This is a genomic window from Geobacter anodireducens (assembly GCA_001628815.1).
Lineage (GTDB): Bacteria > Desulfobacterota > Desulfuromonadia > Geobacterales > Geobacteraceae > Geobacter > Geobacter anodireducens.
Genome location: CP014963.1, coordinates 1,874,932 through 1,893,066 on the forward strand (window position 1 = coordinate 1,874,932; position 18,135 = coordinate 1,893,066).

At 61.0% G+C, this 18,135-nt stretch carries 13 protein-coding genes and 3 pseudogenes; 4 read left to right on the forward strand and 12 right to left on the reverse strand.

Translation table 11 applies throughout. The annotated features are described in order from the left end of the window. Positions 1–33 precede the first annotated feature (33 nt). Complete coding sequence (locus tag A2G06_08525; protein ID ANA40332.1) at positions 34–990, reverse strand: sugar kinase; 957 nt, start codon at positions 988–990, stop codon at positions 34–36. Continuing rightward, positions 987–1,475, reverse strand: coding sequence for an HIT family hydrolase (locus A2G06_08530; protein ANA40333.1), 489 nt, complete (start codon positions 1,473–1,475; stop codon positions 987–989). Before A2G06_08530 ends, A2G06_08525 begins: the two co-directional genes overlap by 4 nt. Positions 1,476–1,765: 290 nt before the next feature. On the opposite strand from A2G06_08530, the gene A2G06_08535 reads away from it, so the two are divergent. Both A2G06_08535 and A2G06_08540 read left to right on the forward strand, forming a co-directional pair. Then, positions 1,766–4,024 carry a malic enzyme gene (locus A2G06_08535; protein ANA40334.1) on the forward strand — a complete coding sequence of 753 codons (2,259 nt, stop codon included), beginning with the start codon at positions 1,766–1,768 and terminating at the stop codon, positions 4,022–4,024. Between the two features lie 150 nt (positions 4,025–4,174). Beyond that, positions 4,175–4,888: a TonB-dependent receptor gene (locus tag A2G06_08540; GenBank protein ID ANA40335.1), complete on the forward strand. Its 714-nt coding sequence runs from the start codon at positions 4,175–4,177 to the stop codon at positions 4,886–4,888. Positions 4,889–4,894: 6 nt separating this feature from the next. On the opposite strand, the pseudogene A2G06_08545 reads toward A2G06_08540, so the two are convergent. From A2G06_08545 to A2G06_08560, 4 genes and pseudogenes are all read right to left on the reverse strand, one after another. Beyond that, positions 4,895–6,747, reverse strand: a pseudogene (locus tag A2G06_08545) (hypothetical protein). Positions 6,748–6,854: 107 nt separating this feature from the next. Then, positions 6,855–8,783 carry a hypothetical protein gene (locus A2G06_08550; GenBank protein ID ANA40336.1) on the reverse strand — a complete coding sequence of 643 codons (1,929 nt, stop codon included), beginning with the start codon at positions 8,781–8,783 and terminating at the stop codon, positions 6,855–6,857. Further along, positions 8,770–9,639 carry a hypothetical protein gene (locus A2G06_08555; GenBank protein ANA40337.1) on the reverse strand — a complete coding sequence of 290 codons (870 nt, stop codon included), beginning with the start codon at positions 9,637–9,639 and terminating at the stop codon, positions 8,770–8,772. Before A2G06_08555 ends, A2G06_08550 begins: the two co-directional genes overlap by 14 nt. Continuing rightward, positions 9,636–10,577, reverse strand: coding sequence for an AAA family ATPase (locus A2G06_08560; GenBank protein ID ANA40338.1), 942 nt, complete (start codon positions 10,575–10,577; stop codon positions 9,636–9,638). Before A2G06_08560 ends, A2G06_08555 begins: the two co-directional genes overlap by 4 nt. Positions 10,578–10,739: 162 nt before the next feature. Here A2G06_08560 and A2G06_08565 point away from each other — a divergent pair, with 162 nt between their 5' ends. Next, positions 10,740–12,125 (forward strand): threonine synthase, encoded by a 1,386-nt coding sequence (locus A2G06_08565; protein ANA40339.1) that lies wholly within the window; start codon positions 10,740–10,742, stop codon positions 12,123–12,125. Positions 12,126–12,148: 23 nt separating this feature from the next. Then, on the forward strand, positions 12,149–12,835 hold the full coding sequence (locus A2G06_08570; protein ANA40340.1) for a haloacid dehalogenase: 687 nt from the start codon (positions 12,149–12,151) through the stop codon (positions 12,833–12,835). A gap of 57 nt (positions 12,836–12,892) precedes the next feature. On the opposite strand, the gene A2G06_08575 is transcribed toward A2G06_08570, so the two are convergent. From A2G06_08575 to A2G06_08600, 6 genes and pseudogenes are all read right to left on the reverse strand, one after another. Next, complete coding sequence (locus A2G06_08575) at positions 12,893–14,203, reverse strand: homoserine dehydrogenase (GenBank protein ID ANA40341.1); 1,311 nt, start codon at positions 14,201–14,203, stop codon at positions 12,893–12,895. 40 nt (positions 14,204–14,243) lie between these two features. After that, positions 14,244–14,660 (reverse strand): N utilization substance protein B, encoded by a 417-nt coding sequence (locus tag A2G06_08580; GenBank protein ID ANA40342.1) that lies wholly within the window; start codon positions 14,658–14,660, stop codon positions 14,244–14,246. Further along, a pseudogene (gene ribH, locus A2G06_08585) lies at positions 14,660–15,126 on the reverse strand (6,7-dimethyl-8-ribityllumazine synthase). The gene A2G06_08580 and the pseudogene ribH overlap by 1 nt, the downstream one beginning before the upstream one ends. Positions 15,127–15,136: 10 nt before the next feature. Continuing rightward, positions 15,137–16,338 (reverse strand): annotated as a pseudogene (locus A2G06_08590) (bifunctional 3,4-dihydroxy-2-butanone 4-phosphate synthase/GTP cyclohydrolase II). Between the two features lie 39 nt (positions 16,339–16,377). Next, the gene (locus tag A2G06_08595) at positions 16,378–17,031 is read right to left on the reverse strand and encodes a riboflavin synthase subunit alpha (GenBank protein ID ANA40343.1); all 654 of its coding nucleotides are present in this window, start codon (positions 17,029–17,031) and stop codon (positions 16,378–16,380) included. After that, positions 17,016–18,125, reverse strand: a complete 1,110-nt coding sequence (locus A2G06_08600; GenBank protein ID ANA40344.1) for a riboflavin biosynthesis protein RibD — start codon at positions 18,123–18,125, stop codon at positions 17,016–17,018. Before A2G06_08600 ends, A2G06_08595 begins: the two co-directional genes overlap by 16 nt. Positions 18,126–18,135 lie beyond the last annotated feature (10 nt).

The following is an 18,135-nucleotide window of genomic DNA, read 5'->3' on the forward strand; positions in this document are numbered from 1 at the left end:
CTCCCCGTCGTTGATCACTATGCAAACGCACTCTCAGATATCGAATTCATCCCGCGCCAGCGCAGCGCTTCCCAGAAGCCCTCCGTCATCGCCCAACGCGCCACGGACCACCGCGAGCCGCTCGGCCGGAATCGGAAAGGCCCGGGCACGAACCTCCCGCTCAATGGAGTTCCTGATCAGATCAAAGCTTGCCGCGACACCTCCCCCAACGATCAGTGCCTCCAGGTTGAGTACGTTGGCCATTGATGCCGTTGCCATGCCCACATAGCGTCCCGCCTCGGCGAAAAATTCCGCTGCTGCCCCATCCCCTTCCTGGGCGAGGCGGGCAAGGTCCTGGGTCGTGAGCCGCGCCGCAGACCCGTCGGCCGGCATATATAGCCCCGCAATCATGGCGTTTCGCGCGGCTGAGGCTATGGCCGTGGCAGAGGCATATTGCTCGAGGCAACCCCGGTTGCCGCAGGGACAAGGCGTACCCTGGGGCTCGACCGTCACATGGCCGAACTCGCCGGCCACGCCGTCGATACCGGTCCACAGCCGTCCGTTCAGGACGAGCCCTCCCCCGACGCCCGTGCCGAGGGTAACCATCAGGAACGAGTCGAACTCGCGGCCTGCGCCGAAGGATTTCTCGCCGTACGCGGTGGCATTGACATCGTTGGCTATCGTTGCCGGCAGGCCGCTGATGCGTTCCAGGTCGTGGCGGAGATTGATGCTGTCAATGGCTGGAAGATTCACCGATACGTGAATATGCCCGTCATTGGCCACAAGCCCCGGCACGCCGGCACCCACGGCCACGATGCGAAATCCCGCCTGAACCGCATGCTCTCTGAGAATGCCTACCCCTTGGGCGAGTTTGTCGTAAAAGGCGGCTCTCCCCTCATGGATATCGGTCTTCTGCCTGTAGCGGAAATGAATCGTTCCCGCTGCATCCACGAGCCCCATCCGCAGATTGGTCCCGCCGATATCCATGCCGATGAACGCCGGGCGGATCATGGAGTCTCCCGGGGAAACAGGGGTGCCAAGCGATCCCAGGCAGCCAGAAGCCCTTCCGGCACTATCCGCAGATCCGCTACGACCCCCATGAAATTCGTGTCGCCGTTCCAGCGGGGCACCACGTGGATGTGGAGATGGTCGTCAACTCCGGCCCCGGCCGCTTTCCCCAGATTGATGCCGATATTGTAGCCATTGGGGCTGGCCGCATCCTGGAGGATGGAGCGACAAAGCCGGACCGTGCGGAACAGATCGAGCATTTCCGCTTCGGACAGGGAATCCATGTCTGCGGTATGGCGCAGAGGGGCCACCATGAGATGACCATTGGTGTAGGGGTAGCGATTCAGCATCACGAGAGATAACGGTGTTCTGTGAAGGATGAGCCGATCCCGGTCGCTGGCCTGTCCGTTAGTGGGACAGAAAATGCATCCGGCGGGTTTTTCATCCACGAGGTATTCCATGCGCCAGGGCGCCCAGACACGTTCCACGACGGGTCCTCCCTTTGGGAGCCTGAAGCTCCCGGTCGATTTTCCCCGGGATTATCCGTGAAAATGCTCTAAATTACAAGCATGCCACGCCTCTTCAGTGTCCACACAGAAATAGAATGATTTTTTAGTATAGCTGTAATTATCCCTTGACAAAGCATTGAACCTAAGAATAAGGTTGTTTAATTTCAATAAAAACGCGGGCGATAAAACCGTGTTGGTCTCGCAGCGACATACCAGAACAAATTTTAGCATTACTAAAACGTACCTATCGCGAAAGGAGCGAACACCACATGAGAAAAAAGCAGGACGCCCTTGATTATCACTCCATAGGAAGAAAAGGCAAGATCGAGGTAATTCCGTCAAAACCATGCCTTACCCAGCGCGATCTCTCCCTTGCCTACTCACCCGGCGTAGCCGAGCCTTGTCTTGAAATCGAAAAGAACCCCGAAGATGTCTATACATATACCGCCAAGGGAAACCTGGTGGCTGTGCTGTCAAACGGCACGGCCGTGCTCGGTCTCGGTGACATCGGCGCCTTGGCCGGCAAGCCGGTCATGGAGGGTAAAGGTGTTCTCTTCAAGCGTTTTGCCGATATAGATGTCTTCGACATCGAAGTGGACACCAAGGACGCTGACGAAATAATCAGAGTCTGCCAGTTGCTGGAACCGACCTTCGGCGGCATCAACCTTGAGGACATCAAGGCCCCGGAATGCTTTTACATCGAGGAAAAGCTCAAGGAGACCATGAACATTCCGGTCTTCCACGATGATCAGCACGGCACCGCCATCATCTCCGGCGCAGCCCTCATCAATGCCCTTGAACTGGTCGGAAAGAAGATCGAAAACATCAAGATCGTGGTCAACGGCGCCGGTGCCTCCGGCATCGCCTGCGCCCAGATGGCGGTTGAACTTGGTGCGCGGAAGGAAAACATCATCCTCTGCGACACCAAGGGTGTCATCTACAAGGGACGTACCGCCGGCATGAACGAGTACAAGGAGCGCTTCGCCGTTGAAACCGAAGACCGCACCCTGGAAGATGCCTTCAAAAACGCCGACGTGGCCTACGGCCTCTCCAGCAAGGGTGCCTTCACCCCCGAAATGGTCCGGGACATGGCGCCCAACCCGATTATCTTCGCCATGGCCAATCCCGATCCAGAAATCACCCCCGAGGAGGTGGCGGCAGTCCGTGCCGACGCCATCATGGCAACCGGTCGTTCCGACTATCCCAACCAGGTGAACAACGTTCTGGGTTTCCCCTTCATCTTCCGTGGCGCACTCGATGTGAGGGCCACCACCATCAACGAGACCATGAAGAAGGCGTGCGTGCTCGCCCTGGCCGAACTTGCCAAGGAAGACTGCCCGGACTCGGTCTGTCGGGCGTACGGCAACAAAAAATTCGCCTACGGACGCGAGTACATCATTCCGAAACCCTTTGACCCCCGGGCGCTCCTGAGGGTGGCGCCTGCCGTTGCCAGGGCTGCCATGGAATCGGGGGTTGCCCGCCAGCCCATCGCCGACATGGAAAAGTATGTGGAGCACCTGGAAACGCTCCAGGGCAAGGCCAAGGAGACTCTACGCCTCATCATCAACAAGGCGAAGACCGATCCCAAGCGGGTCGTTCTCCCCGAGGGAGAGAATGAAAAGATCCTCCGGGCCGCACAGGTGATGATCGAGGAGGGGATCGCCTATCCGATCCTTCTGGGCAATCGGGAGGAGATCCGCAAAAAGATCGAGGAGCTCAACCTTGACCTTAATGGCGGCGTCACCATCATTGACCCGGACGACAGCCCCGACACCGAGCGCTACTCCCAGGCCCTGTTCGAGCAGCGGCAGCGGAAAGGGATCACCCTGTCCGAGGCCCGCCGCATGATCCGGCGCCGGGGCCGCACCTATTTCGGCTGCGAGATGGTCTGCCACGGCGATGCGGACGCCCTGCTCTCGGGGATCGATGCCCATTACCCAGACATCATTCGCCCTGCCCTTGAAGTGATCGGCAAGCAGGAAGGGCTTTCCAGCGTCCACGGGCTGTATCTGATGGTCTTCAAGCGGGGAATCTTCCTGCTGGCCGATACCACGGTCTGCATCGAGCCCACCGCGGAGGAACTGGCCGAAACCGCCATACTGGCGGCCGAGAAGGCGCGGCTTCTGGATCTCGACCCGCGCATCGCCATGCTTTCCTTCTCCAACTTCGGTTCCGTCAATCATCCCCAGGCGCTCAAGTGCAAGCGGGCGGTGGAGATCGTCAAGCAGCGGGCGCCCGAACTGATGATCGACGGCGAGATGCAGGCCGACACCGCCGTGGTGCCCGACATTCTGGAGGCCCACTATCCTTTTGCCACTCTCAAGGGGGGGGCAAATGTCCTTATTTTCCCCGACCTGAACTCGGGCAACATCAGCTACAAGCTTCTTACCCGCCTCGGCGGCGCCGATGCGATCGGGCCGATTCTCATGGGGATGAAAAAACCGGTACACGTGCTGCAGCGCGGCGACGACGTCATGGATATCGTCAACATGGCAGCCATTGCCGTTGTCGACGCGCAAAACAACTAAGCGCCAACATATGGAAATGACAAAGGGGGCCCTCGGCCCCCTTTTTTTGTCGCAAAATCCGAAAGGTAAACGAGAAATCGGGTTGTCACGGCCTTAGGGAAAAAGGTAGAATGACCACGTACCACATCCATTCCGCCTGGGAGCCAGCCCATGGACCAGTTGACACAGACAAGACGAAGCGATGCGCCGATGCTCTGGACCATCGCCCTCTCTCTTGCATTGCACGGAGCGCTCTATTCCGTGACGTCACTCCTGCCGCGCCACGTGGCTGGCGTGGAAGGGATGCAGGTTGTTTCCGTGGACCTGTCCGGCAGCGAGATTCGCCCTGTTGCACCATCACCGCCGGACAGCCTGCCAGCTCCCGTACCCGAACCTGTTGTTGCCAGCGACATGAGCCTGCCGGTGGAAAACGAGCAACCGCCCGCCGAAGAAGCTGCGCCGCCGCCCCGGGCGGTTGAGCCGCCGCCATCGCCGGTGGTGCAGGCGCCTCCCTCGCCCCTTTCGCTGGGCATGTCCCGCGGCTTTTTCCGCGGCATAGCCGAAGGCGAGTCCCTGAGAAGCGATGTCCGTGAATATTACTTCACGCTTCTGGAAACCATAAACGAACGGTGGTGGACGGTTGCGAGCGCGTCGGGAATGGAACTGGGCCGCTCGGAGGCGATGCTGACCATTGTGATGAAGAAAAGCGGTGAGATGGTTGACGTGCAGTTGGTGAAGAGTACGGGGAGCCCGGCCTATGACCGGTTGATTCTCCAGGCGGTTCAGGCGGCCAACCCCTTGCCTCCCCTGCCTGACAGCTATACCAGCGAGCTGTTTCTGGCGCCGGTTCGCCTTGTGGCGCCCCGGGGACTGCTCTTTTCGTAACCAGCGTTACGGGGGTTCCTCAAGGTCCACGAGATCCACATCGGCAAAACCGTCGTGGTCCAGGTGCTCCAGCTTGCCGGCCGTGTCACGGAAAGCGGGGTCGATGTCGGCAATCTTGCGATATTCGGCAAGGGCCTTATCCACGTCCCCTTTCTGCTCGTGGGTAAGGGCCAATTCATAGGTCAGACAGAGAAACTCCTCCGGCGAAAGCTCCGACAGCATCAGCCCCGAACTGAACAGCTCCTCAGCCCTTCCCGGTTCACCCTTGTCCCGGTAACATATCCCCTGAAGCGTGATGCAATCCACGAGGCGGCGAGGGTCTTGCGACGCGGCCTTGAACTCGGCAATAGCATCGTCGTACAGCCCCATTTCCTTGTAGGCGATGCCAAGGTTGTACCGGGTTTCGGTGTCACCCTGTTCGAGCTGCTCACCCACCCCTTTCTTGAATGCCGAAAAAAAGCCGTCAAGACCATATTTGTCCCCCTTAGAACCGGAGGGCGGCGATACGAACGGTGGAGACGGCACAAGATCGTTCAGTTCATCCTCAGTGAAATCAAGGGACGAGCCGTCCGGTAATGAAGCTGCCTCGTTTTCGGGGCCGGCAAGCCAATCGGTCGATTCGTCCGGCACGGAAACTTCGAGCTCGATCTCTTCAAGGTCGGCATCGCCGTCGACTTCAAGCCCGATCTCAACCTCTTCTTCCCACAAGGATTCATCGGAATCGAAGTCGACTTCCGCCGCACAGGCAACGGGAGATTCAGGGACAGCGGGCGAGCCATCCGGCGAGGGTGCCGAATTTTCAGAAAACGATGCGGGTTCCTGCTCCTGTTCTCCGGCAACCGCACCATCCTCGTCGGCTGTCCCGCGAACCCTGCGCAGCCCTTCGGTAATGGCCCCGTTATCGGGAGCGATCTCCTGGAGCGACAGGTAGAACTGTTCAAGGGTCTCGGGCTCCTGGCTGAGGAATTCGGCCTCAAAGCGCTTCAGGAGTCCGAGCGCCTCATCCACATCACCCCGATGACGCAGACAGAACAGGAGCCCTTTGCAGGCGGTAAGCTCTCCGGGGTAGTTGAGCACGATGCGGTTGTATGCATCCGAAGCGGTTTTCAGGTCGCCCGCTGCCCGGGAAGCGTCGGCCAGGAGGTAGAGTGCGCGCGGATTGAAGCGCTCGTCGTCCACGAACTGCTTCAACAGGGGGAGAGCGGCCCCATGGTTGCCGGCGGCCAGTTCATCTTCGGCCACCATGAGGAGAAACTCCTTCCGTTGCGGAAAGAGCTGCCCGATCCGTTCGCAGATGCGTCCGTAGGCAGCGGCATCGCCCCGCGCTCTGATTTCGCGGGCCAGGGTGGTAAACTCCTGATAGGCTTCATCTGTCTGGCCGATCTTGTTCCGGGTGTCGGCCAGCTTCAGGCGGATAGTGATGTTCTCCCGGTCCAGGGAGTGCATGCGCTCCAGGACCTTCACCCCTTCACGGAGTTGCCCGCTCTTTTCGTAGACCTCGTAGACTGCCTTGTATTCGGCCAGGGCATTGCCGACAAGTCCCTGCTTTTCATTGAGGGTGGCAAGGGTGAGGGATGTGCCGAATTGGCGGGATCAATCTTCTGGATCTGCTTGTAGACTGCGATCGCCTTAAGGAAGAAACCGTTGTCGGCGTAAAACTTGCCGATGACTTCGAACTCCCGCAAAGCCTCGCCCTTCCTGTTGGTGCGGACCAGCAGTTCGGCGTACTTCTGCCGAACCCGCACATCCTTGGGGTCAAGTGTTACCGCTTGCTCGTATTCACGGATAGCCCGGTCGACCTGTCCCTTGATAAGGAACTTCTGGGCACTGTCGAGATGTTTATCTTTCTTGGAGCTCACCGTCCATCCGTTGTCTGGGAAGGTCAAAAAACATGTACTTGTAACCTAAAGGAAAGAGTGTACCTTGTCAAGCCCGGACGCCCCGTGAAATGGCGTAATTGCATGCACTATGGGCTGCTTTCATGCTTTCCGCCGATGTCTTTGATCAATCGCTCAAGGCGTCGGATCTCATCCGGGGTGAGACGCCGGTCGTGGTAGACCGCTCCACTGTAAACGGCAACGAACTCCGTTGCCGCCGGATCGTCCAGCTCCGCGACGATTTCAGACAGTCCCTGCGAGGGATCCGGGCTCCGGGGAAGGCCGTGGCAGCGGGCAAGCCTGGTCAGGAAGCGCTTCATGAGCCGCTTCTCCCTGCCGGCAGGCCTGTGACGGCGAGTAACCAAGACGCCACCCAACGCCGCCAGGGCCGTGATTGTCACCGCCGTGACCAGGCGTGCATCCCTCGGCATGCGCAGCCCTTTGAACCGGCTGTTTGCCGTCCGGACAAGCTCGACCTGTTTCTGGAGATCATAGGTGATGACCACCTGAATCCAGAGATAGGAGAGCGAGTCGACCATGCGGGTCATTCTGCCGAGCATGCCGGGCCTGGAGGCTTCACCCACCCGGTCGAAGTTGACGGCAAAGGCGCTCGGGTCGATCATGACCCAGCCGCGGCCGTCTATGAACGCTTCCACCCAGACATGGGCGCGGTCTTCAGTGACCAGATAATAGCCGGCCAGTTCGTTATATTCCCCGCCGTAGTAGCCTCCCACCAGCCTCGCCGGCACGCCCGCCACCCGTAAGAGCCGTGCGAACGATGATGCAAAAAACTCGCAGTGCCCTTTTTTACTGCCAAAGAGAAAGGCATCGACCGGATCGTCCGCGACCGGAAGCCCTGTGGTGGCGTAAGAGAATCCGGCATCACGAAACCACGCCTCGATCCTGTCGAGCCTGGCCGCATCGTCCGCTGCACCAACGGCCAACCGGCGCGCCAGGTCAACGGTTCGGCCGGAGATCCGCTCGGGCAGCTTCAGGTAGTGATTTCGGTCCACCGTCCCCCTGACGGCGATAGTGTCGGACACCACCGACTGCACCTCATACCTGATCCGTCCCCCCGGACGTCCCCGATTGACAAAGGTACCATCGTTGGCCTGCCTGCTCCGGACTCCGTCCATGCGAATCGGCATGTTGAGTCCCACCAGGTAGGTGGTGCGCGAGGGCTCGGGATAGATCACCTGCCGCACGGCCCTTCCTTGCGGCTGGGCGGGTGAATCCGCAGTCGGGGTCGCCCCGCGCACCCATCCGGTGGGGGTCGCCGTATCCAGGACCAGCCCCCGCCAATACAGCGCATTCCGCTCCAGCCTCTCGCATTCGGCCCTGAACGCGACGGTGTGGGCAGCGGCGACGCTGGAGGACGTGCCCGGCTCCACGCGCTCGCTGAGCCCCGTTGTTATCTCGCCCGGGGCATTCAGAAAACTGAGGAGCGGAAACTGGGGCCGCGGCAGGATGGCGAAAAAAACGAGCAGAAGCGGCAGCGACGCGGCGGGCATGGCAAGGGCCGCCGCGACCACGCGCCTGAGCGCGCGGGAGGTGAGGCTGATGCCTTCGTCGACGCTATGAAAGGCCAGAAGAACGAGCGCGATAGCGATAAGGGCCAGCAGGAGCGTCAGATAGAGCAGAAACAGGGCGCTCAGACTGAAGAGCGATGACCCTGCCAGGAGGAAAAGGGCAAGCGCGAATATCTGGAGAAGGTTTCGCGGACTCTTTTCGTTGACCAGTCGCACCGCCAGCAGCATGACGAGGAAGTTCACGACCGGCGCTGCCGGATTGGAGCGGCTCCACTGGAGTAAGTACGCCGCAAAGGCGACGACTGTGAACAGTGTCGCCGGAATGCCGGCCAGAGGATGCCGTCCCCGGCGATCAAATGCGATGCCCAGCGCCAGGGCCAGCGGGGCCGCGAGTCGCGCTGGCCAGTCCGCATGGAGCACGACGGGGAGATACCCGAGAACCGCCACGAGGTAGGCGAGAATGGTGATAACGGTCTTAACGGAAACCATGGAGTGCCAGTTCCGTGAGCAGTCTGAGCCGATGGGCGCGCGAAGTATCAGGGGGTATGGTCCGTCCGCCGACCGAGAGACCAACGGGACGGTTTGCCCGGATGGCCCGGTTTACGAGCCAGACCCCGCACCGGAGGCGCTCCTCGCGGTCACTGCCCGGCAAGCGGTCCGGATCGAGGATGATCGGCTCGTCCGCAACAGCGGTCATCCCTTTCACCTTCAGAGAACCGTGGCGTGCCGAAAGGCGCCAATGGATCAACCTGAACGGCTCCGTGCCCGTATAGTCGGAAATCCGGTCCACTTCCCCTTCGTAACCGGGGGAAAGGCTCTCGCGCCCCCCTCTTCCCGCCTGCTCCGGCAGAACGGGAAAACCGGCGCATGGAAGGGGCGAGGGGAAAACAACGCCGCGAACATCCAGGGGGAGGACCGTTGATCGGACAAAAAAATTAATGGGAAAGGGAGAGCTCACCACGGCTCGCCCCAGGGTAACGATCCCTCTGCGGGAAAACCTGATCGCGGCAGAACCGGCTTCGTCGGACTGCCGTTCCACCAGGCTGAAGTCGGCCCAGCCGCCCCCCTCCACTGCCACGCGCAACAGGAACGAGGGCACGAAACGCTTCCGGTTGGCAATGACCAGATAGGCAAAGGTCTCCTGGCTGGCATAGATCTCGTCGGGCAGGCGCACCTGGAGCGCGAGGCCGCGGATATTGAGCCATCCCGCAACTCCGGAAACAGTCATGAAACCGAGCAGCGCCGAAACGATGAGATACAGGAGGTTGTTGCCGGTGTTGACCGCAGCGAACCCGATCAGGAGCGTTATGGCGATATAGGCGATGCCGGGCCGGGTCAGCCTCAGGCCAGCGGAACGGGTATGGTGGCGAGGATGGCGTGTAATAGCTCCCCCTTGTCCAGGTTCTCGTTGTCAAAGCCGAGGATCAGGCGGTGCGCACCAACCGGCGCCGCAATCGCCTTCACATCCTCGGGAATGACGTAGTCGCGCCCCTCCAGATAGGCGTGGGCCTTGGCGGTTTCGGCCATGGCAATGGCCCCCCTGGTGGAAACGCCCGACGTCACGGCATGGTGGCTGCGGGTGGCCGCAACGATGGCATGGATGTAGTCAACAACCTTGTCGGACAGGTAGATGGATTCGCGGACCGTCCGCTGGGCCTCGGTGATGTCGTCAACCGTCACGAGCGGCTCCAGGTGGCGGATGCCGTCACGGATGCTCCCTCCCTTGATGATGGCCTTTTCGATGGCCTCGGGCGGGTAGCCGATGCCGCTGCGGACCACGAAGCGGTCCAGTTGCGATTCGGGGAGCGGATAGGTCCCCACCTGCTCCACCGGGTTCTGGGTGGCGATGACCAGGAAAGGCTCGGGCAGCGGGTGGGTGGTGCCTTCCACCGTGACCCGCCGCTCCTCCATTGCCTCCAGAAGCGCGCTCTGGGTCTTGGGCATGACGCGGTTGATCTCGTCCACCAGCACCACGTTGTTGAAGATGGGGCCAGGCATGAAGGTAAAGCGGTTTTCGTCCCTGTTGAGGATGGAGAGGCCTGTGATATCCGAGGGCAGAAGGTCGCTCGTGCACTGGACCCGGCCGAAGGAGAGCCCCAGGGCCCGTGCCAGGGCGAGGGCCAGGGTCGTCTTGCCCAGGCCCGGTATGTCTTCCAGCAGGATGTGCCCGCCGGAAAGGAGCGCGATCACCGACAGACGGATCGCCCGGACCTTGCCCTTGAGGTAGTCGGTGGCCAGCGTGTCGATGACGTTGAGCATTTCAGCGCGCTTCAAGAGGTGCATGAACAGAGCCTTTCAGGAGACGTGGGTCGGAATGCCGCCTTTAATAGTACCACAGGAACAGCGGGAGCGACCGCTTCACTTTTCACACGTTTGCTGCTAAGATACCAACGCCGTCTGCTCAGGGGCAGGGAGCGCGGCAATCCCTTCAAGAACGGACCAGTCATGCGCTACATCAGCACCAGAGGAACCATTCAGCCCATTCGCTTCAAAGACGCGGTCATGATGGGGCTCGCCACCGATGGGGGGCTTCTCCTGCCGGAAACGATACCGGCCATCGACCGGGACACGCTCGCGACATGGAGGACGCTGCCGTTCCAGGAACTCGCCTTCCGGATCATCTCCCGCTACGCCGACGACATCCCGGCCGATGACCTGCGCAGTCTCATCGACCGCTCCTATGCCACCTTCGATCATCCCGACGTGACGCCGGTCGTGGAGCGGGGCGGTCTCCACATCCTCGAGCTCTTCCACGGCCCCACCCTCGCATTCAAGGACGTGGCGCTTCAATTCCTGGGCAACCTCTTCGAATATCTGCTGCAGGAGCGGCACGAACGGATGAACATCGTCGGCGCCACGTCCGGCGACACGGGAAGTGCCGCCATTTACGGCGTGCGGGGCAAGGAGAACATCAACATCTTCATCCTCCATCCCCACGGCAAGACCTCGCCGGTCCAGGCGCTGCAGATGACCACGGTGCTCGATCCCAACGTGCACAACATTGCCGTGCGCGGCACCTTCGACGATTGCCAGAACATCGTCAAAAGCCTGTTCAACGACCTCCCCTTCAAGGAACGCTACGCTCTCGGCGCCGTAAACTCCATCAACTGGGCCCGGGTACTGGCCCAGGTGGTCTATTACTTCCACTCTTACTTCCGCGTGGCAAAGACCATTGGCGACGAAGTTGTCTTCTCGGTCCCCACGGGCAACTTCGGCGACATTTTCGCCGGCTACGTGGCCAAGCGGATGGGACTGCCCATTGCCAGACTGCTCCTGGCCACCAACGAGAACAACATTCTTGCCCGCTTCATCAATGACGGAGACTATTCGCTGAGCGCCGTGGTGCCCACTGTGTCGCCGTCCATGGACATCCAGTTGGCCTCCAATTTCGAACGCTATGCCTACTATCTCTTCGGAGAAGATCCCGCCAGAGTCCGTGAGGCTTTTACCACGCTTCCCGACCGGGGCCGGATCGACTTCTCCGATGCCGAAATGGCGCACGTGCGCACCGAATTCCTCGCCTATTCGGTCAACCAGGAAGAGACCGTCGACACCATCGCCTCCTTCCACCGTGAAACCGGCTACCTCCTTGATCCCCACACGGCAGTGGGCGTGCGGGCTGCCCGGCACCTGGTGACCGACGGCACGCCAGTCATCTGCCTGGCCACCGCCCACCCGGCAAAATTCGCCGATGCCGTGGTGCGCGCGGTAGGGTTCGAACCGCCGCGCCCCCCGTCGCTCAAAGGGATTGAAGACCTGCCGAGCCGGTGCGAGGTGCTTGACTCACGTATCGAGCAGATCAGAACCTTCATCGAGGAAAAGGCCCGCTAAGGTCTTTCCCGCTAGGATACGCCATGAAATTTGACTGGAACGGCATCGACACCGTACTGTTGGACATGGACGGGACACTGCTCGACCGCCATTTCGACGACCATTTCTGGCTCGAACACGTACCCAAACGCTATGCCGCCCGGAACAGCATTCCCCTGGACGAAGCGAAAATCCTTCTCTATGCCCTGTTCCGCTCCCAGGAGCGGACCCTGAACTGGACCGACCTGGATTACTGGTCGGAGCGGCTCGGACTCGACATCCCCGTTCTCAAGCAGGAAGTCGATCACCTCATCGCTGTCCACCCCGGCGTGGTGGAGTTCCTGCTCTTTCTTCGCCAGCACGGCAAACAGGCCTGGCTCGTGACCAACGCCCACGGCAAGACCCTCTCCCTGAAGATGCGCAAAACCCGGCTCGGGCACTATTTCACCGGCATCATTTCCGCCCACGACCTTGGACTGCCCAAGGAGGACGTGCAGTTTTGGGGAAAACTGAGGGAACGGATTCCCTACGAACCATCGCGGACGATGCTCGGAGAAGACAGCGAAACAAACCTCGGCACCGCCGAGGAGTACGGCATCGCTCATCTCGTCTATGTGAGCCGTTACAGCTCCGCGGTTACTCCCATAGCATCGGGCCGTTACGCCTCCATCCACTATTTTACCCAACTCATCCCAACCGCCGACACCGACGTAACTGTCCTTCCGCCATGAAAAAAGGCAGCCTGCGATGGCTGCCTTTCTCCGGCATCAATGTGCGGGAAGACGTTTCTATTCCAGATTATCCTCGATCCTGATGAATCTGCTCTTTTCGCTGATGAGCTCAAAGGTGTCGATCTCTTCCAGGGCCGCACGAATGTCCCTTTCCCGGGCTTCATGGGTCATGATCACGATGGGTACCGATTCACCGGCGCTTCTCCCCTTCTGGATCATTGATTCAATGCTGATGTCGTACCTGCCGAGGGCACCCGAAATTTTTGCCAGCACACCGGGCTTGTCAACGGCGCCGAAACGGAGATAGTACTTGCCCTCGATCTCGCCCATGGGCTTGAGGGCAAGGGTCGTGACTGCCTCGTCCCGATAGCCGAGGGGCGCGCACCGGCGGCCCACGCCGGCAAGGATGTTCCGGGCGATTTCGATGACGTCGCCCACCACGGCACTGGCAGTGGGCTCCATGCCGGCGCCGCGGCCATAGAACATGACGGGACCGATAAAATCGCCGGTGAAGCGGATGGCGTTGAAGACCCCGTCCACATCGGCAAGCGGGTAGTTGACCGGGATCATGGTCGGATGGACGCGGGCTTCCACGGTATCACCGGTGCGCTTGCCAATGGCCAGCAGCTTGATCTTGTACCCGAAATCCCGGGCAAAACCAATATCCACGGACGAGATGGAACTGATCCCCTCGGTGTGGATGGCGTTGAAATCAACCTTTGTCCCGAAGCAGAGGGAGACCAGCAGCGCCAGCTTGTGGGCGGTATCGACCCCCTCGATGTCAAAGGTCGGATCGGCCTCGGCATAGCCAAGCTCCTGGGCGGTCTTGAGAACATCGGCAAAATCGGCCCCTTCCTGGGTCATGCGGGTGAGGATGTAGTTGCATGTGCCGTTGAGAATGCCGAACACCGTGGTGAAGTTGTTCGCCGCCATGTTCCCCAGGATGGCCGAGATGACCGGGATGCCGCCGCCGACCGCCGCTTCGAAGAGGACTTCGACCCCCTTGGCCGCGGCCGCCGGATAGATCTCCTCGCCGTGCAGGGCAAGCAGGGCCTTGTTGGCGGTGACCACGTGCTTGCCGTTGTTGATGGCCCGCAGCACGAAACTCTTGGCCGGCTCGTAGCCGCCGATCAGCTCGATCACCACGCTGATCTCCGGGTCATCGAGTACCTCGGCCACGTTGCTGGTGAGCGTTCCCGGAGGGAGCTCGATGCCCCTGTCGGTGGTTATGTCCAGATCGGCGATCTTTTTAAGGGTAACCGCGGCGCCGACCTTGTCGGCAATGAGGCCGGCGTTGGCCTGGAGGAGCTTGGCGACACCCGTGCCGATGGTGCCGAAGCCGATGAGTCCGATCTTGATCTCTTTCATGTTTCCTCGTTCTGGTGCCTGTCGGGATGAGTTGGGGCCGCTACCCCTTGTCGGGGAGCGTTGAGGCGATCTCGTCCAGAATGCCGTTGATGAATGCCGGCGAGTCCTCGGTGCCGAACTTTTTAGCCACCTCGATGGCTTCGTTGATGGTGACGTTTTTGGGAATGTCGGGCCGGAACAGCAACTCGTACATGGCCATTCGCAGAATGCTCAGGTCAACCCGGGCCATGCGGCCGATGGACCAGTTCTTCGATGCGCCGGTGATGGCAGTATCGATCTCCTGGCGGTGCTCCAGGACCCCGCGGACCAGGTCGTCGGCAAAGCTTCGCCCCGCCGCCGCTCCGGGCTCTGATTCGTCCAGTGCGAGCTCCAGGAGCGGCGCAGCCTCGCCGGCAGCGTAATCCCGTGAGTACAGCAGTTGCAGGGCCAGCTCCCTGCCGAGGCGGCGGGCGCCCACTAGCGGAGCTCCCGGTAGAGGCGCGCCGTTTCGATGGCGGTCACGGCCGCATCGAAGCCCTTGTTCCCCGCCTTGGTTCCGGCCCGCTCAATGGCCTGCTCGATGGTGTCGGTGGTAAGCACGCCAAAGACGACCGGCACGCCGGTGGCCAGGGAAACATGCGCGACCCCCTTGGAAACCTCGGCGGCCACGTAATCGAAGTGGGGCGTGGAGCCGCGGATCACGGCGCCGAGGCAGATTACGGCATCGTAGTTCCCCTTCTGGACCAGTTTCTGGGCCGTGAGCGGGATCTCAAAGGCCCCGGGAACCCTGACGACGTCGATGTCGCCATCATCACCACCATGGCGGACCAGGCGTCCACAGCACCCTCAAGAAGCCTCTCGCCGATGAAGCTGTTGAAGCGGCTCACGATAATGCCGAATCGAAGCCCGGTGGCGTCGAGCTTGCCTTCGATGAATCGGGGCATGGTATCCTCCTCAGATGTTTTCCAGCAAATGACCGAGCTTTTCGCGCTTGGCCTTGAGATAGTCGAGATTCGTCGTGGTGGGCGGGATTTCGATGGGAACCCGCTCCAGGATATTGATGCCGTAGCCCTGGAGGCCGATCAGTTTGCGAGGGTTGTTGGTCAGCAGCCTGATGTTCCGCACCCCCAGGTTCACGAGAATCTGGCACCGATGCCATAGTCACGCAGGTCGGGCTTGAAGCCAAGGGCCAGGTTCGCCTCCACCGTGTCTTTCCCCTCGTCCTGCAAGGCGTAGGCCTTCAGCTTGTTGAACAGGCCGATGCCGCGTCCTTCCTGGCGCATGTAGAGGATGACCCCGCGCCCTTCGGCCTCGATCATCTCCATGGCCCGATGGAGCTGGCTGCCGCAGTCGCAGCGCAGGCTGCCGAAAACGTCGCCGGTCATGCACTCGGAATGCACCCGGACGAGCACCGGCTCATCCCCCCTGATCTCTCCCTTGACCAGCGCCAAGTGCTCCAGCCGGTCAACGTCGTTCTCAAAGGCAATGGCCCGGAATTCCCCGAAATCCGTGGGCAGAAGCACGTCTGCCGCACGCCTCACCAGGGACTCGTGCTTGAGCCGATAGGCCACCAGGTCCGCGATGGTGCAGATCTTGATTCCGTGCTCCCTGGCAAAAACCTTGAGTTGCGGCATTCGCGCCATGGTGCCGTCGTCGTTCATGATCTCACAAATGACGCCAGCGGACTTGAGCCCGGCAAGACGAGCCAGATCGACCGAGCCTTCGGTCTGGCCAGCACGAACGAGCACTCCGCCCGGCTTGGCCCGCAGCGGGAACACGTGGCCCGGACGGGCGAGGTCATCTGCCTTTGCGTCATCGGCAACAGCGGTCAGAATGGTGTGGGCCCGGTCCGCCGCTGAGATGCCGGTGGTCACCCCCCGTTTTGCCTCGATGGATACGGTGAAGGCCGTGCCGAAGGAGGAAGTGTTTGCCGAAACCATGAGTGGCAGTTGGAGATGATCGCACCGTTCGGTCGTCATGGTGAGGCAGATGAGCCCCCGCCCGAACCGGGCCATGAAGTTGATCGCCTCGGGGGTTACCATTTCCGCGGCCATGGTCAGGTCGCCTTCGTTCTCACGGTCCTCGTCGTCCACCAGGATCACCATCTTGCCCTGACGGATGTCTTCAATTGCTTCCTCAATACGTGCAACCGGCATTGGTCTCTCCGTCCCTTACATAGGTAATCATTTCATATCTCACAAAAATCCGTTCTTTGCAAGAAGCTCAAGGGTTACCCCGTTATCCCCCTTTCGGGGTTCCCCACCGCCTCCCAGGAGCCGTTCGATGTACTTGCCGAGAATGTCCGTCTCTATATTGACCCGGTCGCCCGGTCGACGGTGCTCCAGGGTCGTTTTCGCAGCGGTATGGGGAATGACGTTGACCGAAAACGAGTCGGCGTCAACCGTGTTTACCGTCAGGCTGATGCCGTCCACGGCCACCGAGCCCTTGGCCACCAGGTAACGGCTGAATCCGGAAGCCATCCGGAAGGTGAACAGGATGTTGCCGGACACCTCGCGACGTCCCTCGATTGTTGCCACCAAGTCCACATGCCCCGTCACCAGGTGGCCGCCGAGACGGTCTCCAAGGCGGAGAGCCCGCTCCAGGTTGACCGGAGCCCCCGTTGCCAGACTGCCGATCGTGGTGCGCTCCAATGACTCGGGGGAAACGTCGAAGGTAAGCTCGCCGCCCCCCTTTGCCACCACCGTGAGACAGGCCCCGTTCACTGCGACCGAGTCGCCCAGATTCACGGACTCAAGCGGCAGCGCCGTGGCCACGGCAAGGCGTGCCGCCTCTCCCCGGCGCTCCAACCGCCGCGCGGTACCCACATCTTCAATCAATCCCGTGAACATGCTTCCTCCGGATAGGCCTCGATCATGATGTCGCCGCCGAAACGCCGCACCCGCGCCGTTTCAAGGCGGAATGCCCGCTCCATGCGCTCCACCGATGCCCCGCCGAACAACCCGATGCCGTCGGCACCGCCCAGAAATAGGGGGGCGTAAAAGAGAATGAACTTGTCGATGAGTCCCTGACGGAGAGCCGCACCGGCAAGCTCGCTTCCCCCCTCCAGCAGGATCGACTGGATTCCCCTGGCGCCAAGGCGCTCCATGAGATCGCGCAGGTCCACGCGACCTTTGTCGGATGCGCAACGGATGACCTGCGCTCCCCGCGTCTCCAGAGAAGCTATTCGATCCCGATCATCTGACGTGGTCGCGATGATGGTGCCGCGGGCCAGGTCATCTCCCAGAACCCGTGCCTGATGTGGTATCCTGAGGCTGCTGTCCACTATGATCCTGAGAGGATTTTTCCCCTTCACGTGGCGCACGGTGAGTTCGGGGTCATCGGCCAGCAGGGTTCCGGCCCCCACCATAACGGCATCAACCATCGCTCGAAGTCGATGCACGTACCGCCTTGATTTATCGTTAGTTATCCAGCGCGAATCACCAGACAGAGTGGCTGTCTTCCCATCAAGGGTCAGGGCGCTCTTGAGGGTGAGGAAAGGAAGCCCTGTGGACACGTGTTTCGCAAAGGGTTCATTAATCAGCCGGCACTCCCCATTCAGTACGCCGGTAATTACCCGGATACCTGCCGCTTCGAGACGGGCGACCCCTGTGCCGCAGACCTTGGGGTTCGGATCAACCATTCCCACGAAGACACGTGCTACTCCCGCAGCAACCAGGGCATCTGCGCACGGGGGGGTGCGGCCGAAGTGGGAGCACGGCTCGAGCGTTACATAAACGTCAGCCCCGCGGGCCAGCGGACCGGCCTCGCGCAACGCGTGGACCTCCGCATGGGGTGTGCCGGCCTTGCGGTGCCACCCCTCGCCGACCACGGTGCCCTCACGCACGATCACGCACCCCACCGCAGGGTTGGGGGACGTCTTGCCAATGCCTTTTCGGGCAAGGGAAAGGGCACGCCGCATCATGTTTTCATGGACAGATGTCATGGGAGTGGGG

Coding starts and splice junctions, on each gene's coding strand:
- A2G06_08525 (ANA40332.1), bottom strand. CDS start 990: ATGATCCGCCCGGCGTTCATCGGCATGGATATCGGCGGGACCAATCTG.
- A2G06_08535 (ANA40334.1), top strand. CDS start 1,766: ATGAGAAAAAAGCAGGACGCCCTTGATTATCACTCCATAGGAAGAAAA.
- A2G06_08540 (ANA40335.1), top strand. CDS start 4,175: ATGGACCAGTTGACACAGACAAGACGAAGCGATGCGCCGATGCTCTGG.
- A2G06_08550 (ANA40336.1), bottom strand. CDS start 8,783: ATGGTTTCCGTTAAGACCGTTATCACCATTCTCGCCTACCTCGTGGCG.
- A2G06_08560 (ANA40338.1), bottom strand. CDS start 10,577: ATGCACCTCTTGAAGCGCGCTGAAATGCTCAACGTCATCGACACGCTG.
- A2G06_08565 (ANA40339.1), top strand. CDS start 10,740: ATGCGCTACATCAGCACCAGAGGAACCATTCAGCCCATTCGCTTCAAA.
- A2G06_08570 (ANA40340.1), top strand. CDS start 12,149: ATGAAATTTGACTGGAACGGCATCGACACCGTACTGTTGGACATGGAC.
- A2G06_08575 (ANA40341.1), bottom strand. CDS start 14,203: ATGAAAGAGATCAAGATCGGACTCATCGGCTTCGGCACCATCGGCACG.
- A2G06_08595 (ANA40343.1), bottom strand. CDS start 17,031: ATGTTCACGGGATTGATTGAAGATGTGGGTACCGCGCGGCGGTTGGAG.
- A2G06_08600 (ANA40344.1), bottom strand. CDS start 18,125: ATGACATCTGTCCATGAAAACATGATGCGGCGTGCCCTTTCCCTTGCC.